At 39.5% G+C, this 25,651-nt stretch carries 20 protein-coding genes and 1 pseudogene; 16 read left to right on the top strand and 5 right to left on the bottom strand.

Going from position 1 to position 25,651, the window contains the following annotated elements; translation table 11 throughout:
* Window positions 1-350: 350 nt before the first annotated feature.
* Window positions 351-1,355 (bottom strand): LacI family DNA-binding transcriptional regulator, encoded by a 1,005-nt coding sequence (locus GYM71_RS00280; RefSeq protein WP_220220459.1) that lies wholly within the window; start codon window positions 1,353-1,355, stop codon window positions 351-353.
* Window positions 1,356-1,588: 233 nt separating this feature from the next.
* Here GYM71_RS00280 and GYM71_RS00285 point away from each other — a divergent pair, with 233 nt between their 5' ends.
* The 12 genes and pseudogenes from GYM71_RS00285 to GYM71_RS00340 all read left to right on the top strand — a co-directional run bounded on the left by GYM71_RS00285 (window position 1,589) and on the right by GYM71_RS00340 (window position 13,189).
* Complete coding sequence (locus GYM71_RS00285) at window positions 1,589-3,043, top strand: PTS galactitol transporter subunit IIC (RefSeq protein ID WP_220220460.1); 1,455 nt, start codon at window positions 1,589-1,591, stop codon at window positions 3,041-3,043.
* Between the two features lie 19 nt (window positions 3,044-3,062).
* Window positions 3,063-4,034, top strand: a complete 972-nt coding sequence (locus GYM71_RS00290) for an amidohydrolase family protein (RefSeq protein WP_220220461.1) — start codon at window positions 3,063-3,065, stop codon at window positions 4,032-4,034.
* A 12-nt stretch (window positions 4,035-4,046) separates the two neighbouring features.
* A complete protein-coding gene (locus GYM71_RS00295) occupies window positions 4,047-5,003 on the top strand; it encodes an NAD(P)-dependent oxidoreductase (RefSeq protein WP_220220462.1) in 957 nt (318 codons plus the stop codon).
* Window positions 5,004-5,114: 111 nt separating this feature from the next.
* Entirely contained in the window at window positions 5,115-6,119 is a 1,005-nt protein-coding gene (locus tag GYM71_RS00300) for a hypothetical protein (protein WP_220220463.1), read from the top strand.
* A 10-nt stretch (window positions 6,120-6,129) separates the two neighbouring features.
* Window positions 6,130-7,650 (top strand): FGGY-family carbohydrate kinase, encoded by a 1,521-nt coding sequence (locus GYM71_RS00305; RefSeq protein ID WP_220220464.1) that lies wholly within the window; start codon window positions 6,130-6,132, stop codon window positions 7,648-7,650.
* A gap of 9 nt (window positions 7,651-7,659) precedes the next feature.
* Window positions 7,660-8,538, top strand: coding sequence for an L-ribulose-5-phosphate 3-epimerase (locus GYM71_RS00310; protein ID WP_220220465.1), 879 nt, complete (start codon window positions 7,660-7,662; stop codon window positions 8,536-8,538).
* An 18-nt stretch (window positions 8,539-8,556) separates the two neighbouring features.
* The gene (locus tag GYM71_RS00315; RefSeq protein WP_220220466.1) at window positions 8,557-9,285 is read left to right on the top strand and encodes an L-ribulose-5-phosphate 4-epimerase; all 729 of its coding nucleotides are present in this window, start codon (window positions 8,557-8,559) and stop codon (window positions 9,283-9,285) included.
* A gap of 185 nt (window positions 9,286-9,470) precedes the next feature.
* Entirely contained in the window at window positions 9,471-10,766 is a 1,296-nt protein-coding gene (gene celB / locus GYM71_RS00320; RefSeq protein ID WP_220220467.1) for a PTS cellobiose transporter subunit IIC, read from the top strand.
* 25 nt (window positions 10,767-10,791) lie between these two features.
* Window positions 10,792-11,502: a MurR/RpiR family transcriptional regulator gene (locus tag GYM71_RS00325; protein ID WP_220220468.1), complete on the top strand. Its 711-nt coding sequence runs from the start codon at window positions 10,792-10,794 to the stop codon at window positions 11,500-11,502.
* Between the two features lie 247 nt (window positions 11,503-11,749).
* Window positions 11,750-12,365, top strand: a pseudogene (locus tag GYM71_RS00330) (Type 1 glutamine amidotransferase-like domain-containing protein).
* Window positions 12,366-12,465: 100 nt separating this feature from the next.
* Window positions 12,466-12,663, top strand: coding sequence for a hypothetical protein (locus GYM71_RS00335; protein WP_220220469.1), 198 nt, complete (start codon window positions 12,466-12,468; stop codon window positions 12,661-12,663).
* Between the two features lie 127 nt (window positions 12,664-12,790).
* Window positions 12,791-13,189, top strand: a complete 399-nt coding sequence (locus GYM71_RS00340; protein WP_220220470.1) for a DUF2087 domain-containing protein — start codon at window positions 12,791-12,793, stop codon at window positions 13,187-13,189.
* Between the two features lie 258 nt (window positions 13,190-13,447).
* Here GYM71_RS00340 and GYM71_RS00345 read toward each other — a convergent pair whose 3' ends face one another.
* The gene (locus tag GYM71_RS00345; protein ID WP_220220471.1) at window positions 13,448-15,259 is read right to left on the bottom strand and encodes an FAD-binding protein; all 1,812 of its coding nucleotides are present in this window, start codon (window positions 15,257-15,259) and stop codon (window positions 13,448-13,450) included.
* Window positions 15,260-15,324: 65 nt separating this feature from the next.
* Window positions 15,325-17,127 (bottom strand): FAD-dependent oxidoreductase, encoded by a 1,803-nt coding sequence (locus GYM71_RS00350; RefSeq protein ID WP_220220472.1) that lies wholly within the window; start codon window positions 17,125-17,127, stop codon window positions 15,325-15,327.
* Window positions 17,128-17,265: 138 nt separating this feature from the next.
* On the opposite strand from GYM71_RS00350, the gene GYM71_RS00355 reads away from it, so the two are divergent.
* Window positions 17,266-18,147 carry a LysR family transcriptional regulator gene (locus GYM71_RS00355; RefSeq protein ID WP_220220473.1) on the top strand — a complete coding sequence of 294 codons (882 nt, stop codon included), beginning with the start codon at window positions 17,266-17,268 and terminating at the stop codon, window positions 18,145-18,147.
* A gap of 14 nt (window positions 18,148-18,161) precedes the next feature.
* On the opposite strand, the gene GYM71_RS00360 is transcribed toward GYM71_RS00355, so the two are convergent.
* Window positions 18,162-18,704, bottom strand: a complete 543-nt coding sequence (locus tag GYM71_RS00360; RefSeq protein WP_220220474.1) for a PAS domain-containing protein — start codon at window positions 18,702-18,704, stop codon at window positions 18,162-18,164.
* Between the two features lie 117 nt (window positions 18,705-18,821).
* Here GYM71_RS00360 and GYM71_RS00365 point away from each other — a divergent pair, with 117 nt between their 5' ends.
* Both GYM71_RS00365 and GYM71_RS00370 read left to right on the top strand, forming a co-directional pair.
* Window positions 18,822-19,730 (top strand): LysR family transcriptional regulator, encoded by a 909-nt coding sequence (locus tag GYM71_RS00365; RefSeq protein WP_220220475.1) that lies wholly within the window; start codon window positions 18,822-18,824, stop codon window positions 19,728-19,730.
* 277 nt (window positions 19,731-20,007) lie between these two features.
* A complete protein-coding gene (locus tag GYM71_RS00370) occupies window positions 20,008-21,984 on the top strand; it encodes a PTS sugar transporter subunit IIABC (RefSeq protein ID WP_220220476.1) in 1,977 nt (658 codons plus the stop codon).
* Between the two features lie 388 nt (window positions 21,985-22,372).
* Here the strand turns inward: GYM71_RS00370 and GYM71_RS00375 are convergent, their stop codons facing one another.
* A complete protein-coding gene (locus tag GYM71_RS00375) occupies window positions 22,373-23,209 on the bottom strand; it encodes an AraC family transcriptional regulator (protein ID WP_220220477.1) in 837 nt (278 codons plus the stop codon).
* A gap of 153 nt (window positions 23,210-23,362) precedes the next feature.
* Here GYM71_RS00375 and bglX point away from each other — a divergent pair, with 153 nt between their 5' ends.
* The gene (gene bglX, locus GYM71_RS00380) at window positions 23,363-25,582 is read left to right on the top strand and encodes a beta-glucosidase BglX (protein ID WP_220220478.1); all 2,220 of its coding nucleotides are present in this window, start codon (window positions 23,363-23,365) and stop codon (window positions 25,580-25,582) included.
* Window positions 25,583-25,651: the final 69 nt, after the last annotated feature.

Below are 25,651 nucleotides of genomic sequence, written 5' to 3' on the forward strand. Positions count from 1 at the left end.
ATTGAAAATAACTGCCACTATTTGTTAACACCGCCTATATGTTAATTCAATGAAGTGGCTGATAAGAGGTTTACTAGACGAGAGGGGCGATCCACATATGGATCGCTTTTTTATTGGCTTTATTAGATTTCAAACAAAAATTTACGCGCATCTTGGGTAATACCAAGGAGCCAAAAATAATTTTTTAGTAACTTGCGGTGGTCTTCTCAGTCACCCCTTTAGTGGGTAAACATTGAAAAGGAAAAGCAAAAAAAGCCTTGACAACTATTGGGAAGCGCATACAATATGAACTATAAACTTTGTTAACCGGTTAACAAAAAATAAACAACAAATCACTGTAAAGGAGCTGATTAAAAACTGGCACGCAAAATTTGCTGAGTCGGAATCAATTTTAAAGTGGGCTGACGCAGCAGCTTATGTTCAAGCTTTTGCTTAAGAATGTGCATAGCAACTTTACCAATGGAATATGAATCTTGGTGGATGCAGCTAATTGCTGGTGTCATTACTTGCATCCAGTCAAATTCTTCATAAGTTGCTACACCATAGTCTTGAGGGTAGGAATAACCGAGTTGCTGCATTGCCTGAAGTAGACGTAAAAGTACGCGAGCATTCATACAAAAGAAACCAATCTTGCTGGTATTATTGCGCTGCATGATTGAACTGATATTTTGCGTGAATTGCTGATATTCAATTTCTTTACCGTGATGAGGCACGGCAATCAAATGGTTTAGAGTTGAATAATTTGTCGCCCTGATAAATCCTTCGTAGCGCTGGGTTCTAGTACTGATATTTTGGAACGGCCAAGTGACAAAATAAAGGTTGTCATAATCTTTGTTTTTCATCTGTTCAACCAAATTTTGAACTGATGTCATATTATCTGTTGCCACGGTATCAATAATTAATTTATTAGACTGGCGGTCAACCATTACTGTATTTTGGTTTGATAAGGATTCATAAATAGGGCTATCAGGATTAACCGGATCAACAATAATTCCGGCAACACCTTCATTTTGTAAACGTGTAATATTATCAATTTCTTTTTGCTCACTATTACCAGCATTAGTGAATAGGACACGGTAGCGGTAATTATCGCACTGCTCATAAATACCTGATAAAACCTGTGAAGTGAACGGGTTGGTAATATCTGCAATGGAAACGCCAATAGTTTTATTTTCGTTTTTTGCTAAATTGCGAGCGGTAGAGTTAGGCCGAAACTTAGTATCACTAATTATTTGGCTGAGATTTTTACGCGTTTCTAAAGACATGTGATCATAATTGCCATTAAGGTAATTTGATACAGTAGCAGTTGAAACATTAGCCATCGTAGCAATGTCTTTGATTGTTAGTTTTCCCATAATTATTCCTCAATAAATACTTTATATCTTAAGTATAACAAGTATAGCGTACTTTTTTATGACTTAAAGGGATAAATCTCGTAAATTTGTTAACCGATTAACATTGATCACAACTGATCAATGTTGCTGAATGGCTACCATGAATGTGGTAAAGATAGCCGATCACAGCAGAAATCAGCCGCAAATTTACGGTTGGTTAAATAATTTCCTTTTTAAAAAAGGGGGATGAGGTTGTGTTAGAAACTGTTAATCGCATTTTTCAAATTTTTGGTGCTAGCGTTGTAGTACCACTGATGATTTTTATAGTTGCATTATGTTTAAGAGTTAAACCAAAAACGGCGATGATGAGCGCTTTTTATGCAGGCGTTGGCTTAACCGGCTTTGGCTGGATAATCCAAGCGTTCACGCCCACTATCACTAAGATTATTAGGCAAATGGTGAGTATTACCGGCATTAAATTACCAATTGTTGATATTGGCTGGCAAGCCGGCTCACTTGCTTCCTTCGGCTCAACGGTCGGACTTAGTTTCTTTGTTTTTGGGTTGATCGCTGAAGTTTTACTGTTTGCCTTGGGCGTAACCAAAATATTTATGGCTTCCAATTTGTGGAATAACTTTGGTTTTATGATTTGGGGCACGATGTGTTATTACGTTACCCATAATTTTTGGTTGTCACTGGGCTTATCATTTTTTATGTTGCTTTACGCACTAGTTTTAGCAGAAATCCAGGCAGATCGTTGGTCAGATTATTATGGTGTAAAAAACGCTTCGGTTGCCTCCCTGCATAATATTGAGCAGGTTATCCCGGCGATCTTGCTAGATCCACTGTGGAATCTGCTTGGATTCAATAAGGTAAAAATGACGCCGGAATATTTTAAAAACAAACTTGGCGTTTTCGGCGAACCAACGACCCTAGGAGCGCTATTAGGTTTGTTAATCGGTATTTTGGGTAATTTAACGAGTCTGGGCAAATTGCAAGCCTGGGGTCAAATCTTAACGGTAGCAGTTCAATTGTCAGCTGTTATGACCATTTTTCCATTAATTACTAACGTTTTTTCTAAAGCTTTTACGCCATTAGCTGATGAAATTGATAAAAATACGCATAAAAATGCATCGCCTTCAAAGGAAGATGCAGTGGCTGCAACGAGTAAAAAGCGCTGGTTCTTGGGCGTTGATGATGGTGTTGGTTATGGCGAGCCCGCAACGATTATTGCCGGCGTCATTCTAATTCCGATTATGGTAGTGATTGCCTTCATTCTTCCCGGTAATAAAACATTACCCATTGTGGATTTGATTTCTTTGCCCTTTATGGTGGAATCAATCGTTGCTTTAACTCGTGGTAATATTTTAAAGGTAATTGCTAACGGAATTGTTTGGTTCAGTTTGGGCTTATATGCGTCAAGCTGGCTTGGCACTTTTTACACTGGGGCGGTAGCACATTATGGTGTTGCTTTACCTGCTGGCATTGTTTTGATTACCAGCTTCAACTTGATGGCACGGCCACTAAATGCTTTAGTATTTGCGGCTTTTGTATCACAAAATCCGCTTTATATTGGCTTAGCCATCTTAGTTTATTTGGCTTTATTGTACGGCTTGCGGCGCTATCGGCCTCAGATTTGGCAATACTTAGACAACATGGCTGCCAAAAATGTTGGCTATTCTGGGAGTAATGAAAAGATAACTTATTAATAAAAAGGAGATAATTACGATGAAGAGAATTGATGGACACTTGCATTTGGTTCGGTCAGTAGCAGGCTTATCTGCCAAGGGCCGAATGACGCCTTTAGGCAATGGCAAGGCGATTTGGGATAACGGCATGTTCTTAAACCTGATCCCAGAAGGCTGGGGCGATCATGATTTTACGGCTGAATCAGCATTGAAGGTAATGCAAGAGAATGATGTCGAAAAAGCTGTGCTGCTTCAGGGCAGTTTATACGGTTTTCAAAATTATTATTCTTACCAGGCTGCTAAAAAATATCCCGATAAGTTTATTGCCGCTTTTTCAGTCGATCCGTTTGCGGATAATGCCATGGAAATTGTCAGACGTCATGTTGAGGATTTGGGCTTTCGGGCAATTAAGTTGGAGATTAGCCAGGGTGGAGGTCTGCACGGCTACCACAAGCCATTCCGTCTGGATACGTCACCCGAATTGGGAAAAATTTTCCATTTCTTCGCTGATTATCCTGGCTTTGTCATAACCGTTGATTACGGCGACTACACGCAATATAGCTATGAGCCAGAGGCAATTGTTAATTTGGCTCAGAGGTACCCCAAATTAGACTTTGTCGTCTGTCACCTATCGTTTCCGAATGCCGATCATTTAAATCGTTTGGAAAACGCACTTCAGCAATGGGAGCCGTATGCTAACATCTACACCGAGATTTCCGCAATTCAAGATATTGAAAAAGAAACAGAATTTCCGTTTCCACGTTGTCAAAAAGATGTTGCTTTAGCTAAAAAGGTGCTAGGTGCTAAAAGAATCTTTTGGGGAACTGATTCGCCATGGTCATCAACGTTCAATTCCTATCACAACTTGGCAACATGGCTAGAAGCAACGGATATCTTTACTGAATCAGAACTAGAAGACGTTATGTATAATAATGCCAACCGCATTTACTTTAAGCCGCAAAACGTGCAAGCAATGCGTGATAGTGTAGATCCAGTTTTTAAAAATAAATAAAGGAGCTAGAAGATGAGCAAAATAAAAGTATTGGTAACAGGGATTATTCCCGAGGCAGGACTTACCGAATTAAGGAAAAACTTTGATGTAACCTATGAGCCTGAGAAGGAAACGCGCGAATGGGTGTTAGAGCATTTATCTGAATATGAGGGCCTACTCATTATGGGGCTGAAAGGTGACCGTGAATTGATTGATGCGGGAACCAATCTCAAAATTATTACCGCTAACGGTGTGGGCTTTGATCATATTGATATTGAATATGCTAAACAAAAAGGGATTGTTGTCGCTAATTGTCCGCAAGGCGTCCGGGTTCCAACTGCTGAAATGACCTTTACCCTATTATTAGCTACTGTGCGTCATTTGCATTTTTATGATAAAGTCGTGCGCTCAGGTAACTGGATTGATGTTTCAGAACCCAAATATATGGGGATGAGCTTACAGGGTAAAACACTAGGTGTTTATGGTATGGGCAGAATTGGCTCTGAAGTTGCTAAATTTGCTCAGGTATTCGGCATGAAAGTAATTTATAATGATGCGCATCGCTTGGATAGTGCATTAGAAACAAAGCTTGACGTTAAGTACGTTGATTTTGCCACAATGGTTAAAAATTCAGATGTGATTACGCTGCATGCGCCAGCGCTACCATCAACTACGGGAATTTTTAATGCGGAAGTCTTTAAGGAAATGAAAAACTCGGCTTATATCATCAATGCTGCGCGGGGTCAGCTGATTAAACAGGATGATTTAATTGCAGCTCTTAAAAATGGTGACATTGCTGGTGCTGGTCTGGACGTTTATGAAACAGAACCAAATATTCCGCAAGCACTGCGTGACTTAGATAATGTAGTTTTATCCCCACACGCTGGAACCGGAACTTTAGAAGCAAGGACTGCGATTGCGGCTGAAGCATCACAGAACTTGATTTCTTATTTACGAGATCATCAACCGTTAAACCAAGTTAACCAGTAAAATTTTTCTAGCTCTTAGGTCAAGGTGCTTGATTGCTAGTGCATTCACAGAGCAATCTCCAAGTTCATCCGGGGATTGCTTTTTTTAAAGTTAATTACTTGAGGTAAATAGATGAAATTTAGCAAAATTTTTAGCGACCAGTTGGATCACTGTTATGCAATCATGCGTCTGCAAGCTTTAGACCGTGATTTTATCATTGTCGCTTCGGAAGAAAACCAACCATGTTACGCCTATGATTTGGATAATCACTTTAAAAAAACGACGGTTTGGTCAACTGTTGGCGGCACAATGACTTTAGTGCCGCTACCGGGAAGTCTGAATTTTTTAGCTACACAAAAGTTCTATCCCGGTTTCAACTCCCAGCATTGCCGCATTGTGAAGGAGACCTTTAACGGGACAGGCTGGGACCAAACTGTCATCGGCGAATTTCCGTATATTCACCGTTTTGACCTGATTCCGCAACCTGAAAGTGGTGCTTACTGGTACGTTGGCTGTTCGATTGCCAACTCCAAAAAATTTACTGATGATTGGTTAGATCCTGGCAAAGTCTGGGTTGGCACTTATGACGATGAACAAGCAAAATTGACGGATTTACGTGCTTTACCAATTAGAATTACTAAAAATCACGGCTATCACCGCATGGCGGGTTATTCACTAATTACCGGTGCTGAGGGTATCTTCAGACTTGATTATCCCAGCCAAACGAGTGATTGGCACTTGCAGCAGTTAGCACAAAAAGAAACTTCAGATATTGCCGCAGCAGATATTAACGGTGATGGTCAACTGGAATATTTGGCAATTGAGGGTTTCCATGGCTCGCGTTTGCGAATGTATGATGCGAATTTTAATTCTGTAGCAACTAGCAAATTTGCAACACCGTTTGGCCACGCAATTTGGGGTGGAGAAATTGCTGGACGTGATTATTTCTTATTCGGCTGGCGTGCAGGAAAGCAGGGCCTTGAATTAATTAAAGATCTTCAGTTAGACGCGACACTGATTGGTGAGCACTTAGGACCAAGTAATGTGACCGTTTTTGCCAAAAATAAGCAGCAATATTTATTATCCGCCAACCGCGAAGCTAATGAAGTAGCGGTTTATCAAATCAGTACTAAATAGGGTGAATAAAATGAATTACTTTTTAACCATTGATAATGGAGGAACTAATACTAAGGCAATCATTATTGATGCACAAGGTCACCAGCTAGGTAAGGCGTCATTTGGCACTAAGAGACTAACACCTCAGCCTGATTTTCAAGAAATTGCTCTAACTACGCTGTTAACCGATATTGGTCATGTCATTCAAAAGGCCTTGCAAAACGCCCAGATTATGCCCGAGCAAATTAGTGCGGTAGCTGTTGTTGGACACGGTAAGGGATTATACGTGCTTGACCAAAATGGCAAGATTTTTATGAACGGTATTTTGTCAACGGATAATCGTGCTAAAAAGATTGCGGCAGCGTTAAATAAGCAAGTAGCACGGATTTATCCGCTTAGCCATCAACAAGTTATGGCTAGTCAGGCACCGGTTATTTTGCACTGGTTAAAGGAAAACCAACCAGAAAAGTATCGACGGATTGGTTATGTTTTATCCAATAAAGATTTTATTCGCTATTTATTAACGGGAAAAATTTACCAGGAATTGGGTGATGCTTCTGGTAATAACCTAGTTAATTTGAATACCGGTTCGTATGATTTACACCTGTTAGACTTTTTTGGAATACCAGAAATTTATCCTAAACTGCCACCAATCATTCATGCAACTGATTATGCTGGTGAAATTACTGCTGCGGCTGCCCAAGCTACTGGTTTACGGCAAGAAACGCCGGTTTATGGTGGGATGTTTGATATTGATGCTTGTGCCCTGGCAACAGGAGTGTTGGATGAGCAATTATTCAGTATGATTGCTGGGACGTGGAACATGAACATTTTTCCTAGCAAGCAGCAAGCTCCGATTACGGCAGGCTTAATGAATTCAATCTTTCCAACGGGTGAAAATCTCATCGAGGCTTCTAGTCCAACTTCCGCTGGTAACCTTGATTTGATGCTGAAAATGTTGCTAGCAGACGAAAGGCAAAACGCCCAAGCCAATCACAAATCAATCTATGATTATTTGGAAACAATGCTCGAAAACACTGATGCAAATTATGCACAGCTGGTGTTTTTCCCATTTTTATACGGTAGTAACGTTGATCCAAACGCTGAAGGTGCCTTTATGGGGATTCAAAGCTCAACAACGAAGTCAGAAATGATTAGGGCCGTTTATGAAGGAATCTGTTTTGCCCATCATTATCACGTTGATCAGTTGTTAAAGGTTTTAGGGCATCCACCAGTTGCCATTCGCATGTCTGGGGGAGCTTGCAATTCTAAACAATGGGTTCAAATGTTTGCGGATGTTTTAAATTTACCGATTGAGCTCACGGCAGCAACTGAACTTGGTGGGTTAGGTGGCGCAATTGCTTGTGCCGTCGGTTCTGGTGTTTATCCGGATTTTCTGACGGCAGTGAGCAAAATGACCCGGGTAGTTGCGCGCTATGAGCCGCGCGAAGCAGCAACAAAGATATATGAGCAAAAATATCATGTGTACAGGTCCTTATTGCAGGCGCTTGATGGCAATTGGGCTGGATTAAACGACTTAAAAAGGAGTTGAATAGTAATTATGACCGTTAATTCACTAGGTATTTATGAAAAAGCTCTGCCACAAGAACTATCTTGGCGAGAGACCTTTGAACTCACCCATGAACTGGGCTTTAATTTTTACGAATTTTCCGTTGATGAAAGCGATGCTCGCTTGGCCCGGCTTGACTGGAGTTACGAGGAACGCAGCCGCATGCGCAGCTTAATGTGGCAAACGGGGATGCGGATCAACAACTTAATGCTGTCCGGACACCGCCGCTTTCCGCTGGGGTCAAAGGATCCTGCTGTCCGGCAAAAGTCTGTGCAGATGCTAGCTAAAGCCGTCGACTTATGCGTTGATTTAGGCATTCACAATATTCAGATGGCTGGCTATGACGTCTATTATGAGGACAAAAGTGCCTTATCGCGCGAATTATACGTTGAAAATCTAACTAAATGCGTGCACCTAGCAGCTAAAAAGAATGTGATGCTATCGATTGAAACCATGGATGACCCGTTTATTAATAACCTAGCCAAGATCAGTCACTACCATGACTTGGTTAAAAGCCCGTGGCTGCAGGCTTACCCTGATTTAGGTAATTTAAGCGCCTGGCCGGAAAACGATGTCCCAGCAGAACTAGAAAACTACATTGACACCATTTGCGCGATTCACCTAAAGGACAGTAAACCGGTAACGGCCACTTCTAAGGGGCAGTTCAAGAACGTGCCCTTTGGCCAGGGTTGCGTTGACTTTGCCGGTCTGCTGCGGCTGCTTGTCCGGTTAAACTATAGTGGCAGTTTTACCATTGAGATGTGGTCTGGTGATAATGGCGATGAACAGGCAGTGGAGGAAGTCAAGGCTGCCAAAGCCTTTTTCGATCAAATTTTTGCTCAAGTAGGGATTGAGCAGGAAGCAATTTAAGTAAGAAAGGAGCTAAAGATGCTCGAACAATTAAAGCAAGAAGTCTATGAAGCCAACATGCAGCTGCCTAAGCTGGATCTAGTCACCTTTACCTGGGGTAATGTTTCTGGCATTGACCGCAAGCAGGGCTTATTCGTTATTAAGCCTTCTGGTGTGCCATACGAAGAACTGACGCCCGAGGATTTGGTCGTGGTTAATTTAAAGGGCGAAGTGGTGGAAGGCAGCCGCAACCCGTCGAGCGACACGCCGACACACACTTATTTATACAATCATTTTCCTAAGATTGGCGGAATCGTCCACACGCATTCACCATGGGCGGTAGCCTTTGCGGCGGCACAACTGGATATTCCGGCACTAAACACGACGCATGCCGATACCTTCTATACTGATGTCCCGGCCGCTGATGCTCTGACTAAAGCCGAAATCGAAGAAGACTATGAGGGCAACACTGGCAAGACGATTGTGCGTACCTTCAAAGAGCGCCACCTCGATTATGAAGCAACGCCAGGCTGTTTGGTCAGTCAACACGGTCCGTTTACTTGGGGTGAAACTGCTGCTAAGGCGGTTTATAATGCAAAAGTCTTAGAAGTAGTGGCTGAGGAAGATTACCACACCTTGCAGTTAACGCGGGCAAACAGCCGCTTGCCGCAATATCTGCTGGATAAGCATTACTACCGCAAGCATGGTCAAAACGCCTATTATGGGCAGGACAATGCGCAATCAAAGACGCATGCTAAACGAAAATAAGGCAAATTAATAATAAAAAGTAGGCCTAGATACCATGAGAATGATGATAGAAGGCCTACTTTTTCTTTTTGGCTATTGAAACATGTTTCATAAATTAATTGACTTTTTGAAACAAAATGCTATTATTTAATGTAAGCGATTGCAAATATTAGCAGTCACAAATTAATTTGTAGGAGTAGATAAAAATGGCTGAAAACAATAAGGAGAATTTTCTTAATGAGAAAGTAATTCCCTTTTTTAACCGCATTTCGAGTGCTAGGCACATGGTTGCCTTACGTGACGGGATGACTGCCGCAGTGCCAATGATTATAATTGGTTCTCTTTTTATGATTGTGGGGCAGTTCCCTGTCAAAGGCTATCTGGACTTTATGACACATATTTTTGGTCCTAACTGGGCGAATGTTGTGCAATATGTTACTAACGCATCGTTTAATATTATGGGCTTAATTGCTGTTGCCGGGATTTCTTATAGCTTAGCTAAAAGCTACCGCGACATTGATCCTTTTTCCGCGATGATTGTGGCGATTGCTGCCTTTATTTTGACCATCCCACTTCAGGTCGGTAAAGATGGCGGATTGCTGATCCCGTTGAAACAGTTTGACTCATCAGGTCTGTTTACTGCCTTGTTAGTAGGGTTATTTGTTACCGACCTATATGTTTGGTTGATGCATAAAAACCTGGTTTTCAAAATGCCGGATACGGTTCCGCCAGCAGTCAGCAATTCTTTTGCAGCTCTGTTTCCGGGGGCAATTTCCTTATTCGTAGTTTGGCTAATTAGAATTGGTGTTGAAGCGACGCCAATGAAAAGCATCCCTAACGTTATTACCTTCTTCTTGCAAGACCCAATGAGCAAGGTAACCAATACTCTTGGCGGTGCTTTAGTTATTGAACTAGTTATTTGTATCTTGTGGTTCTTCGGTATCCATGGTGCCAACGCAATTTCCGGTATCATTGATCCAATTATGTATGCGGCACTTGCTGCTAATGCTGCTGCAATGAAGGCTCACCAACCATTACCTAACATTATTACGAAAACCTTTTTTGATAACTTTGTTCATATCGGTGGTTGTGGTGCTACTTTGGGCTTTGTCATTTTGATGACTTTTGTTGCCAAAGACCAGGAAATGAAGGCATTAGGAAAACTATCAATTGCTCCAGCCTTTTTTAACATTAATGAACCGGTTATTTTTGGGGTACCAATTGTTTTAAACTACCGCATTATTATTCCATTTATTTTGGCACCAATGGCTAATATCATTGCGACATATTTTGCTATGAAAATGGGCTGGGTAGCTAAGACAATCGGTATTTATCCGCCATGGACCACGCCACCATTTTTATCAGGAATTTTGGCAACGGGTCACATCTCCGGTGGTATAATGCAATTGTTTAACATTGTCATGGATACAATAATTTACTATGGTTTCTTTAAGAGCATGGATCGCGCTAAATTAAAAGTTGAACAAAAAGCGACCGATTAATTAAGATTGAGCTGAAGGTGTAAAGGTGCGCAAAAATAAGAAGCTGACGGCCACGCAGTCACAGATTTACAATTACATCGTGGCTAACAAAGAACAGGTAATAACTATTACCTTACGCGAACTGGCACAGATTTTACACGTTGCACCAGCTTCTGTTGTGCGCACTCTGACAGCCTTAGGATACAAGCATTACTATGAATTGCAAAGCCAAATTAGGGAAGAGTTAAGTCGAAATAAGGTTGTCGACGACATTACGTATCAAGCACAATATTATTTTTCAGCGAACTTTTTGCCGGATTATGAAGAAAAAATTGAGCAGTTTAAGCAATTTGCCCGTGAAACTAAGGACTTTATCTTTTTCGGAATTGGCACTTCTGGAGATCTATGTGATTATGGCGCACGCCAATTTGTTAACAATGGCCGTAATGCCTTTGCAATCGGTGACCCATATTATCCTATCGAACTTAGTCGTGACTCTTATCAAAATAAAACGGTTATTGTCCTATCTGTCAGTGGTGAAGGACAGCCGACAATTGACCAAGTCAAGCATTTTCGCGAGCAAGGTGCTAAGATTGTTAGCATTACTAATGATGAGGATAATACGATTGCCAATCTTTCGGATCTTAATTTTTCCTATCATTTAGAGTTCAAAATTATTGATCGGACAATTAATTTAACTACGCAGGTTCCGGTTGTCTACCTACTTGAGCGGCTATCACGGGCCCTTGCTGGATAACTAATGAAATTAACTAAGCTGGTGAATCATTCTGATTTGTCGGCTTTTTGTTTTAACGAGTGCTATTTTTCAGCGCAATGGCATTTTTCAACAGTCATATTTTGATTAGAAACGGGAGTGACAGAGCTACTAATCAATGATATAGTAATAAAAATATTGACTTAATTAGCTATTAAATTGCAGTTAATAAGCCGTCTATTTAAAAATAAAATAGTAAAAGTTAGATTTAACTTCTAAAGGGGATAACATGGAAAAAGTTTTTTTAGCATCATACTTTGCCGGCGTAACCGCACAATTTCAAGATTTTATTAAGAGCTAAGCAATTACCGACCGAGAAATTGTCTTTATCCCAACTGCGGGTAATGTTGAGGATTATACTGACTATATTGATGAAGGACGAGCAGCTTTAACGGCAATGGGCTATCAGGTTGACGAATTAGATGTTGCTAGTGAAAGCCAAGCTGCAGCAATTGCCAAAATAAAGGCTGCGCAAATAATTTATATTAGCGGCGGCAATACGTTTTATTTATTACAAGAATTAAAGCGCAAGCAGTTATTGCCGGTAATTAATGAGAAAATCAATGCTGGGGTACCCTACATTGGCGAATCAGCCGGGGCGATTATTATGGCACCTAACATTGAATATAATAGTTTGATGGACGATACAAGTGTAGCTCCTGATTTAACCGATTACTCTGCTTTAGCACAAACTGATTTTTATACGCTGCCACACTTTTGAGGAAGAGCCGTTTGTTGAAGCAGATGAAAAAGTTATTGCTACTTATCAAAATCAAATTAATTTGGTACCGATTAATAATTCTCAGGCAATTATTAGTGATGGCGAAACCTATCAAATAGTTTAAGTTTAACCTAACTTTCTGCTAAGTTCGTGCACAGATTGCATAAATAGTCCTAAACTAATTTTAAAAGTAAAAGACTTTAAGTGATGCATGGAGGTGCGTTATGGGCTTTTGGATAATGATTTTGTCTCTTGTCATTGGAATTGCACTGATCGTTATGGCTTTTAAGCGGGACTTTTCAAACACAAAAAATGTTTTACTTTTAAAAGCATCATTAACAGTCTTAGGTGCCATATTAGTAGTATTTGCAGTTTTTTTGGCTACTCCTTTTGGGGCGGAGATTATTATGGAATTAACCTAGTAAATGTAGTGTACTAATTTAAAACTGCGAATTTGATTGTATTTTAAAGGGGTCACGATGTTGACTCCTTTTTTACTATTTAAAATTTGGATTGCGCTAATTATTTTCGTAGTGCGGAGTATTTGAAGTGATACATGCAGTAGAATCAACCGCACTTGCAGCTTTAATTTCGGAAAAAGGCCGAGTGGATGATATTATCAAATTGAATAGATATATCAAATTGAATAATAGTGGGGCGATGAATGTGGAAAAAGATGAAGTGCTGAAGCGATATTTAGATGCCAATGGAGTAGTTAAAGCCTGGCCAGGTAAAGCCCAAAATAGGTTGGTAATTTTAGAATACTTAGCTTCTAAGTTTAAACCAGGAAAGCAGTATTCGGAGCAGGAAATTAATTTGATTTTAATGAAGTACCTTGATGATTACGTCACGCGAAGACGCGATTTAATTGAGTATCATTTTTTAACCCGGACTGATGACGGTCGTTTTTACTGGGTTAACCAACAAAAGCAAAAAAATGCTGATTAATGACAAGAAAAAATAATTTTAACTTTTTGAATTTCGAAAGAATCCTGTTCTAGAGCCGATCTCGCCTATTACTGTTGTTATCGATGCTAAAAGTTTAAATATTAACCGTGATTTTTTTGCTTGATTGTGTTTAAATAAATTATAGGAAGAATGATTATGCGAACAAAAAACTGGTAAATCTATTAGGTTTATCAGTTTTTTGCTGTCTATTTTTGGAATATAAGTATTTAGTGAATCCGTTTATTATAGCAGTGCTAGTTAATGTACTTTTTTCAATGCATCATTAACTGCACTTTTGACGGCTTTAGATGTGAGCGAGGCACCGGCTATTGCATCAACTTTAGTTGAGCCTGTTTGAATGATTTTAGCGAGAAGTGGCTTAATCACTTTTTGCCCAATTTCTTTAGTTTCACTCTGTTTAACTACATCAATTTGCGTAATTTTCTTAGTGTCCTGATTGACTGTTACTTTAAGGACTAATTCATTGCCCATCCCCTGATCGCTTTTACCTAAATACTGGTTAGAGGCAAGTTGATAATTAGTTATTTGCTCATCGCTAACTAAAAATTCAGGCGGCAGCAAGACTAGTTTATCAGTTAAATCATCCTGCTCGTTAGCGACATTTTCACCAGCAATTTTACCAAAGATTAGCAGTTCAGCAACATCTTGCCCTGCTTGATATTGGTTTGTTGTGATACTGCCAGCTTCACCAGCACCATATAATCCTCTGATTGCGGTGTTATTAGGACGAATAATTTCAGCTTTTTCATTGCGTCTAGGTCCACCTTGTGTATTTAAAGCGGCTGGCTGCAACTTGATGGCATAAAGTTTGCCATCGGTCAGCGGGCGCATAGTTGTCTTTTTTCGTCCAAAAGTATAGTCTTTGCCTAATTTGGCTAAAGTATTAAAATCATTGATTGTCTGTATAAAAACGGTAGGATCAAATTTTAGTTTAGTTGCCAAAGCACGATCAGTGTCGGCAACAATTGCGTTGTTTAAGGCATTTTGTAAAGCAGGGTCTTGAATCTGTTCAAGTTCTGCTTTTTGCTTTTCGTCAAAAATAATCCAAGACTGAGAAGTTAAGTAGGGATGTCTGCCAAAGCCGTGAATGAAAAGATAACCGGCTTTAGAATGTTGGTCTTCAGGGAAATAGCGGGTTCCATCATTGCCAACAACGAAGATACTGCCCGTGTAAAGCTGCGGCCAAGTAAAAGATAAGGTGCCACGTTCACCTTTAGAAACGGCATAAGTTAATCCGTGGTAGAGTCCGCCACCGTTAAAAACGCTAGTGTGCCATTGATCAGCACCGACTTCAAGGCTTAGGTTAATGGCATCGCCGTTATTATAAAGGGTGCCCAGTGGCACCATTTTTGGTACGCCTAAATAATCCTGGATTCGCTTTGGATCGTTTTCAAAACCACCAGCCGCTAGTACAACGCCTTTTTTGGCATGAACAGCAATTTCTTGCCCATTTCGGCGAATCAAGGCACCAACTACTCGGCCAGCAGAGTTTTGAAGTAAGTGGATAGCAGGCGATTTGTACCAAATTGTAATGTGGTCCAGCCGCTTTAAAACTTCATTCCTGAGGACTTTCCATAATGCACCATCTTCGATTTGCTTACCATCGTGTACAGTATAGAGGTTATATTCAGAAGCACCCGGATAATCTGGATAGTCTGGAAAATCGCCTTGAACTGATTGAACTGCTGGGCGATCCGGATGATCTAAAAAACTGAACGGCTCAACGTGAAGATATTTTCTTAAATAATTCGGCATGTTGGTAACGCCATTAATAAACGTATCCATCACTTTTTGGTCTAGGGTGAATGGGGCAGTCATTTTGGCATAGTACTTTTGATAGGCTTCTTTACTCTTAGTCCCAGCAATCATCTGGCCGCAGTAACGGGTATTGCCGCCTTCATGACCAGCTGGGGCGACATCAGTTAATAAGACTTGGCAGTTGTGATCGGCAGCAAATCTGGCAGCAGTGGCACCGGCGCCACCAAAGCCAATTACAATGACATCGTAATCAGCTTGCCAAGTAAAATCTTGTAATTGTGTAGTTAACATTCGTGAGTTCCTTTATTAATTACTTGAATAGCAGTAATCACAGTCGCTATTCATGAAAATTTTTTCTATTCTAAGCCAAGAATGGACTTGGCTGCTCGTCGTCCTTGGTGAATAATGCCACCGATAGCTGTTCCTGAGCCGGGATAGTATGATCCGATCCAGCCGCCAGCATTGAGTCCTGCGGCGTAAAGCCCATTAATCGGTTGATTATAAACATCGAGTACGTTGCATTGTTGATTAATTTTGAGACCACCAATTGCGCCAAGATTGCCCGGCGTGTTGCGGTAAGCATAATAAGGTGCAGAAAAAGCAGCAAGTCCAACTGTTCGGCCATATTCTGGATCACGACCAGCGGTAGCATTTTTGTTCCACGTGGAAACACTCGCACGTAAATTTTCAACTGGTATGTTAATTTTGGTTGCTAGTTCTTCAAGAGTAGCCGCCTTAATCACAAGCCCTTTTTTGACATCACGCAGTAATGTTTCCTCATTCCATGGACTGGCTTTTCCTGTGATTGAGTCTTGCCCAAAGATTTGGTAAGTTGGCTTATTTAACTGTTTTTCTTGGTTAAAGATTGCCCGAAATTCATAGGCATAGGTAGCATCTTCGTTGACGAATCTTAAACCATTGCCATTGACAAAAATTGAAGGAATCGTTGGTACTCGATCATCGGTTCCGTTGCCAGTTCGGGCATCAAAGTCAATAGTACCGCCAAAGCCAGTTACGGCTGCACCTGCTGCCATCCCCATGATAATGCCGTCACCGCGGTCAGTAGGGACAGACCAGCAATGATGGGCCTTAACATCCTCATAGTGCTGCGGGCTAAGGTCTTTTGCCAGTGCAAGATTCTGGTCGATTGAAGCTGTGGCTAAGATAACGCCACGTCTTGCTCTTAGGTACTTGAGCGTGTGATTTTGATTCTCAGTAACGACACCAACAACCTTGCGCATATCATCGGCACCACTCACAATCAGTCCAACAACAGCGGTGTTGTAGGTAATGTTAGCACCGTGAGCTAGGGCATATTTAAGTAAATGTTGCGTAAGAATAATGCCGTTGCCGCTAGCTCCACCGCCTTCATAGACATGGATACGGTCAGCGAAATATTGTTTGGCGTAAGGAATTTCCGTGTGTCCATATACATTGGTCCACTTGATTCCCATCTGAGCTAACCACGCAATATTAGCGGGCGAGTTTTGGGTAAAATCGTGAATTAGCTCTGGGTATACGCGGCCTTCGCCTGCAGCTAGGTATTCCTGTTCATGCTTTTGGGGCGTATCATCTTGATAATCAGTGGTTTCTTTTTGCAATTTTGTTCCCGCTGCCTGAATAACTCCACCGGAATAGTTCGTTGTTCCACCAGCAATTCCCTGCTTTTCGATGACCATCACGGCAGCATTATTTTCGGCTGCGGTGGCAGCAGCAGCCAAACCCGCACCACCAGAGCCAACCACGATTAAATCATATTCACCGTCATAGTTAGCAATGTCGCAAGCGGTAATTGTTTCCTTAAGGAGAGGATAATTGGCTAATTCCTGAACTTGGTTATTCGGCGTGTCTGACTGGGAAGCACCCGTAGCAGTATCGGTATCATCAGCTATTTCTATCCCGCTTGCTTTATTAGCTGCCTTAATGGCCGCTGTCCGCAATGCACCAGTGGAAATTGAGGCACCAGAGATTGCATCAACATCAACCGTTTTGGCTCGGTTAGCATTGGCAAGCCAAGTAGTAATGCCGGCGGCACCGATTGTGTTGGGCATGACATTTTCGGCCCAGATACGCTTAATTTTGCCAGTAGTTTCATCAACATCAACCACTGCTTTTATTTGGTTATGAAATCCCTGTTCTTCTGCACTGTATTGACTCATTAGTATTACCTCGTATTTCGTCTTTTGTTCTAACAAGTAGCTAATTATGATAAAAATTAACTTTTACAGCAAAATTATAGATGATATATATCTATAATAGAAATAGAAGTATTTTATGCTTAATAAGGAAAAACAATTATGGAAATTAATAAACTTAGGGTTTTTGTAAGTGTGATTGAAACGCAAAATTTCACGCGGACAGCGCAAAATTTACATCTTAGCCAGCCGAGTGTTAGTTATATTATTAAAGCCATTGAGGATGAAATTGGCCAGCAATTATTTATTCGTAATAAAAGACGCGTTGTACCAACAAAAAATGGCTTGATTTTTTATAATCAAATCAAGCCACTAATTAATAAATATTACTTAGCTTTGCAAAGCATTCAGATTAATGAAACTCAAGAAGCTAATATCATCAATATCGGTTGTGCAGTTACACCTTATCATATCAAGACTATTCCGGACTGGATAAAGAAATTTAGTTTGAAATATCCAAAAGTAAAGTTCAATGTCACCATCTTGGATCATAACAAGCTAAAGCAATACTTAGAAAATGAAGATATTGATATCTTTTTAACCAGTGAGGGTGATGCCAAAGATCTAAAAGGGACTACTTTTTATCCGCTGATGACCGATCACTTTTTTGCGCTTGTTCCACAAAATAATCCTCTCGCAAGTAAACGTCAATTGACGTTAACCGATTTTGACCGTCAAAGCTTGATTTTCATTGATAATAACATCGCCGGAGTCGAATTAATTAGGCTACAAAATAAGGTTAAAAATACTTGTCAAACGCTTAATATTACCTATACTAACGATATTGCCAGTGCCTTAATTCTAGTCAATGCCTTACAAGGTATCACATTTGGACTCAATTTTATTTATATCGGGTTAAATGAAGCACTCACCCAGGTGCCGTTACAGACTAGCCCAGAGGTAACTTATGGAGCTGTGATCAACAGCCATAATGAACGTAAAATCGTCAAGGAATTTATTAAGTTTATTCAAAATGAAGTCTAGAATTGACGCCAATACTATGCCTTTTTAGAGGCACCTGAACTAGCATCTACCGTCTTCTTAGTTTCATCGGGCACCAATTTTTGGCCAGTTTGATCTAGGTACCAGTTAATAATCGGTAATAAATCAACAATCCATTCTGTTACGCCAGCGTATTGGTCATTTTTATCCTTCATATCCTTGAATGAAGCAACCATGTATTCATTTTCACTCGGCTTAACTAGCTCATAGGTCTTGCCCGTTTTGGCATAATCCATGATTGCTTGAACATGGGGCAGAGAAGAACTTTGATGAACTTGAGCCAAAGTTTGTCCTAATTTTTCTGGCCAGCGGGGTGATAAAAGCATCTTCTTTGGAATTTCATTATTGCAGTAAACGTAGCGATCATCTTTATCGATTGTAATCAGTTCAAGTGGCAAGCAGTTAAAAACCGCATCAATTTGGTCAACCGTCATTAAGCCTTGATCTAGTTCAACGTAATCTGAACCTTTAGCAGCATTAACTTTTTTAGAAGTCTCAGTAACCCAACTACTGGTGGACTCTTCCGTATGTTCAACCATTTTTAATCCTCCATAATTTTTCCAAATTCAATTACACCAAAAGTATATTTTATTTATACTTATAAGTGAAATTAATATCAGTTATTAATAATAGGAATTACTTATAAGGAAAATACGATGGATATTAAACGATTAGTAACATTTATAAATTTAGTTGAAACACAGAATTTTACGCAAACCGCTAAAATAATGCACGTAACGCAGCCAACGGTTACTAACGATATCAATGCAATTGAGAACGAGCTAGGGGTAAAATTGTTTAATCGTAATAAGCGGTCTGTACATGTTACGCCAAACGGCTGGGCGTTTTGCCAGAAAATCAGACCACTTATTAATAGTTATTATTCCGCGGTGCAAGATATTCAGAAAAAGAATGCGGAGGATAGCTCACAGATAACTCTTGGCTATTCGTATTCTCTTTTTAATGACTTGTATTTACCGATTTGGATTAAACAATTTAAAAAAATTCACCCGGAAGTAAAATTTGTTTTAGAAAATCTTACTCATAATGAGTTAAAGCAGCGTCTATTGGCAGGTGAATTAGACGTAATGATCACAACCAGTAAAGAAAGTGCGGATTTAAATAGTATTAAAAGCTATCAGATTGAGTCAGAGACTTTTCAAGCAATTGTACCTAAAGCTAATCCTCTTAGTAAGCGGTCCTCATTAAAATTAGACGACTTTCAGGGCGAAAGAATGCTATTTTTAGATGGTAATTGGGCGGCCGTTGATTTAATTAGCTTGCAAAATCGCCTGATTCAGCTAAATGATCAACTAAACGTTACTTATGCGAGCGATTTGCCATCTCTTAATATCCTTATTAAAAGTGGTCAGGGAATTGCAGTAGGACTGTATTGTATCTACGCAGAGCTTGATGCCAGCTTGACATATGTGCCGCTAGAATGGGAGCCAACAGTTGATTTAATAATGATTATGCAAAAAAATAATGACCAAAGACTACCACATCAATTTATCAGGTTCATTCAAGACTTTGAGAAGCAGCGCATGCAAAAAAAGACACTTTAAAGTGCCTTTTTTTGTTGGTTTCACGTGAAACTTTGTAGCTATGATTTACTTAACTAAACTATAACTAGCTAGAAGATGCTTGCCGGTCATTGACTGTTCAAGATAATAGATTGTCTATTCAACTGTGTTTATTAAGTAGAAGAAAAAAAGATAATGAAAATATTGAGCTTGCGATAGTCACAAATAACTAATTGACACTTGTCTAGACAAGCTATATAATTTCTAAGAAAGCGATATCATTATCGTAATAGGCAAGATAAGCAAAAGAGGTTGAAAGATGAATAAGAAGATTAAATTGCTGGCACCAACTGCTGGCGAGGTTATTAATCTCAGCGATGTTAGTGATCCAGTTTTTGCACAAAAGACACTGGGTGAAGGCTTCGCGCTAAAGCCTAGTTCGGGAGAAATTGTTTCTCCGGTGAGTGGTCAGGTAGTGATGGTTGCTGAGACTAAGCATGCAATAAGCTTCAAAACAGCTGAAGGTATGGAGATACTAATCCATCTAGGCATTGATACAGTTGAACTTGACGGTAAGCCATTTACGATTAGCGTCAAAGCAAATGACCAAGTTAAGGCTGGTCAGAGCTTAGGGAAAATGGACTTAGATGCAATTAGTGCAGCTGGTAAAGAAAACACGGTAATTGTTGCGGTAACCAATACGGCAACAGTTTTAGCTGATATCGAGCTTAAAAAGGGGCAAGTTGCTGCAGGCGATTGTGCCGCAGTAGTTACCCTGAAAGAAGCAAAACAAGCGACGAAAAATTCTAAGGAATCAAAATACCAAGCAACGGCTAAAGCAATCGTTGATGCAGTAGGCGGTGCAGATAATGTTAAGAGCGTTATTTACTGTTTTACAAGGTTGCGCTTTACTTTAAAAGACGACAGCATTCCTAATGACGATGAAGTTAGTCAAATAAATGGAGTCTTAGACGTAGCCCGTGCTAATAACCAATACCAAGTTGTGATTGGGCAAACTGTTGACGATGTTTATGACGAAGTGATTAAGCTGCTAGGGCCAGATTTTGCGGTCCAAGAGCAAACCGGCACCGTTGACAATTCGGCTGCTAAACAAAACTTGAGTTTTGGCGGCAAAATCAAGAATGCTTTCTTCCAATTAATCGGGGTTATTACGGGATCAATGATGCCGGTAATTGGGTTGTTAGCTGCCAGTGGTATGTTAAAAGGTATTCTTAATATCTTAACCAATTTTTGCCACATGTCGACGAATTCGCCAACATATACCATTATTAATGCGATGGGGGATGCAGCCTTTTACTTTTTGCCTTTAATCGTTGGCTTTACTGCAGCCCAAAAATTAGGTTCTAACCCGGTTATTGTTGCTATTATTGGTGGTTTCCTAATTTATCCTGATTTAGTAAAAATTTATGCCAGTGGCAAGTTTAGTTATTTCCTTGCTGGTGTAGGGATTAATGCCAATTTCTTCGGTATCCCAATTCATATTCCGCAATACACCTATTCAATCTTTCCGATGATTTTTGCGGCTTGGATGGCTGCCAAAATTGAACCGTGGATTAAAAAATGGATGCCAGTTACATTACGGCAGATTTTTACCCCGTTGGTTGAAATTTTCTTAGTCGGGATGACGGTTTTAATTATCGTCGGGCCAGTGATTTCCTTTATTTCTGAAGGAATTGCAACAGTTCTGCAATGGTTATTAACTGTTAACACCGCATTGTCTGGTTTGATTATTGGTGCGTTCTACCAAGTTCTGGTTATCTTTGGTCTGCATTGGGCGGTCATCCCAATTATTGCCAATGATATTGCATCTACCGGACACAGTGTTTTGAATGGAATCGTTTCGGTAACGATGATTGTGCAAGGTGCTGGTGCCTTAGCCGTTTGGTTCAAGACTAAGCATAATCCTGAATTAAAAGGTTTATCACTTAGTGCAGCTATTTCAGCAGCAGTTGGTATCACTGAACCAGCGATGTATGGGGTCAACTTAAAATATGGTCGCGTCTTTATTACTTCCAGCATTGGAGCAGCGATCGGTGGTTTAGTCAATGGCCTACTAAAAGTTGATATGTATGGCTTTACTGGTAGTTTGATTGGTTTTCCATCATTTGTTGCTAAGGCAGGGCAAGGCAACCCGAACAACCTGCTTAATTTCTGGATTGCTTCAATCGTGACAATTATCGCTGCCTTTTTACTAACCTACTTCTTTGGTTACCAAGAAGGCGATGCAACTAGTCCAAAACAGGCACCGAAAAAGAAAAATCTAGCTGATCTATAAGCAATTATTTTAAGTAAAAAAGCTTAATTAATTTGATAAACCATATGGAAAGAATAAGACTAACTCAGATAGATTAATCAAGAACTTGATTAACTTCTTGTGCAAAATTGATTTACCCATGCTAAAATATAGTCATAAAGAAAAAGAAGCCTTGCAAAAGCAAGACCTCTTATCTGAATTTCAAGCAGCCGCTTTAAAGGCGGTTGACTAAAAGTTATAGGTTAATCAAAAAGACCTGTCCCATAACTCGCCAAAGTTATTGTTGGGACGGTCTTTTTGTTTATTTGCGTTTGTCGATATCCGTCAACAAGACAATAATAAACGTGGCAAATGCCAGCGCTAATTCTAGTGCATGTTGCACGCTAGTCACATAACTTCCGAATAACTGCTACATTGACTCACTCAAAAACTGTTTAGGCGACATACCATAGACTGAATAAAATGCATTGTACAAATTGCGGTAAGTTTTAAAGCCGGTTTCTTGTGCAATCTGCTCAAGAGAGCGTTTGCCCTTTTGTGCCTCGAGTACTACTTTTTCAAGTCTAATAATATCCAGAATTTCTTTAAAATTGGTTCCTAGGTTTTTCTTAATGACTTTAGAACAATAACTTGGTGAATAGCCCAAAAACTTTGCCATATCAGTTAAAGTAATACTTTTGGAATAATTGATATTAATGTAATCAATTGCCTTGTTTAAAATGCTGATGCTTTTATCATCAGCATTATTTTTATTTACTTTAACAGAATATGAGGAAATGAGCTCTTTTAAAATCAGTAGACCAGAAGAATATAAGTCTAAAAAGTATTGAATATTTTTGGGATGATTTTCGGTTTGATATATTGCCTGATTAAATAATGCAATTATTCGTTCACTAGCTTCTTGCTCAGTAGGGAAGTTAATGTCTTTAAAGATAAATACTTTATCAAATTGATTATTCGTGACTAGTTTTAAAAAAGATAATGGCAACTGAATACAAAGTACCCAGTTTTTAGATAGGCTCCTAGTTGAATGAATAATGTTGGGATTAATAACTACAAATTCATTTTTATGTAGAAGATAAGTTTTATTTTGTAGGGTAATCTTTAGTGTACCTTCTTTAACAAAAAGAATTTCAGTGCTTTGATGCCAATGCGGTGCAATAATGCGATCAAGATTTTTTGCTCTGAAACTGAAAATCTTAAAAGGAATCATTGCCGCATGTGTAATTTCTTCATATTTAATCATTAGTTAAAACCTCTATTGCTAGTATTTTACTTTAATAGAACAAAAAGTTACAGGTTAGTCTGCTTTTTTATGTATGTTGAACAAGTAAAATCAAAATTATAATAGTTAATAAGTAAATAAGCGCTTAACAGCTTTAAAAAGGTAATGATAAAAATGAATCAAAAAGAAATAATACGTTTGTTAAAAGACATGAGTTTAGACGAAAAAATAGGTCAACTAATTCAATTATCTGGTGAGTTTTTTAGTGCTAATGATATCTCAATTGGGCCAATTGAGAAACTAGGAATTTCAAAGAAAATGGTTGACTTGACAGGTTCAATACTCAATGTAGTCGGTGCAAAAGAAACGCACGAAGTACAAGAAAGACAGATGCAAAAGCAACCCCATCATATCCCAGTGTTATTCATGTCAGATGTAATTTACGGTTATAAAACAATTTTACCGATTCCTTTAGGCTTGGGAGCAACTTGGGATTTAAAAAATGTGCGCCAAGCTTTTGTAAACGCTGCTGATGAAGCTTCGGCAGCTGGCAATCACGTTGCCTTTGCACCGATGGTTGACGTTGTTCGTGATGCTAGATGGGGACGAGTGCTTGAGTCGCCAGGTGAGGATCCGTATTTAAATGCTAGATTTGCGGAAAACATGGTTAACGGCCTACAAGAAAATTTAAAAAATAAAAAAGGCCAGGCTGCCTGCGTTAAGCACTATGCTGCTTATGGTGCAGTTGAAGGTGGTAAAGAATATAACTCAGTAGATATGTCGATAAGCAATCTGTTTCAGAACTATTTACCGCCTTATAAAGCGGCTGTTGCTGCTGGCAGCGAAATGGTGATGACATCTTTAACAACACTTAACGGTGTGCCAGCCACTGCTAGTAAAGCACTTTTATCTACAATTTTGCGCCAAAAATGGGGCTTTGATGGTGTGATTATTTCAGATTATGCTTCGATTTTTGAACTGATTAAGCACGGATTTGCAGCAAATGAGATTCAGGCTAGTGAAGAAGCTTTCAACGCTAGCGTTGATATTGATATGAAATCGCCATGTTATGCTAATGGCTTACAGCCCTTAGTTACTAACGGTCAACTTGATGAAGAAAAAATCGATCAGGCTGTTTTACGTGTTCTTAATTTGAAAAATCGATTGGGCCTTTTTGAAGATCCATTCTACGGTGCGAGTCCTGAGCGTGAGGCTAAAAGCATTCTAACCTCTACGAAAAGACAACATGCGCGAAAATTAAGTCAAGAATCACTGGTTTTATTGCAAAATGATAACCACGTCTTGCCCCTAAATAAAGAGCAAAAAGTTGTGCTAATTGGTCCATATGCTAGTCGTAAGACCCTAATTGGCATGTGGGCGATTCATGGCAATCCGCAAGATACAATTACTATTGCTGATGGAATGAAGAGATTTATTCCTGATTTGAAAGTATATCAAGGGACAGATCTGCAGAGAAGTAAAAAGCTACTGAAGAATCTTGGCTTTCTTAATGAAAAAGAAATTGCTGAAGCTATTTCAACGCCGAAGCAGGAACAAAAAAATAATCAAGAAGCACTTGAAGCTGCTAAAAAGGCTGACACAGTGGTATTAGCTTTAGGCGAAGAAACTTATGAGGATGGAGAAGCAGGTTCTAAAACAGACTTGCGCTTACCGAAAAATCAACGTCAATTAATTGATCAATTGGCTAATTTAGGCAAGAAGATTATTTTGGTTTTAATAAATGGTAGACCGCTAGTATTAAATGATATTAAAGATAAAGTTGATGCAATAATTGAGGCTTGGTTCCCAGGAACAGAGGGGGGAAATGCGATTGCCGATGTACTTTTTGGGGAATGCAATCCTTCTGGCAGGCTGACAATGGAATTTCCTTATTCTAGTGCTGAAGAGCCGTTATATTACAATCATTTATCAACTGGTAGGCCAGAAAGCAATTCACAGCATAAAGGTAGATTTGTTTCTAAGTATTTAGATTGTCCTTCAGGTGCATTGTATCCATTCGGCTATGGTTTGTCTTATTGCGATGTGGACTACAGTAGTCTGCAATTAAGTGCAAACGAAATTACACCTGATCAGGATATCAAGGTTTCAATTAACGTGACTAATACTGGAAAATGTTCAACAACTGAAACGGTGCAGCTATATTTTAGAGATGAGGTAGCATCTGTTGCTCAGCCAGTTAAGCGATTAATTAATTTTCAAAAAGTCCAGTTAAAACCAATGGAAAAGAAGCCTGTAGAATTTGTACTTTCGCTCAGTGAATTAAGCTTTTTTGATAATACTGGAAATGAAAAAATAGAACCAGGATTTTTCACAATTATGGTGGGACCCAACTCTCGGGATGTTTCTTCTGCTAGATTGTATTTTGCTGGTTAAACACAAATGACAATTTTTTACATGTTTTTAGCGTGAAACATGTATAGGATTAAGCTTATCAAGCGCTTA

Origin of the sequence: Lactobacillus panisapium, assembly GCF_019469265.1 — a bacterium.
In the GTDB taxonomy this organism is placed as follows: Bacteria; Bacillota; Bacilli; order Lactobacillales; family Lactobacillaceae; genus Lactobacillus; species Lactobacillus panisapium.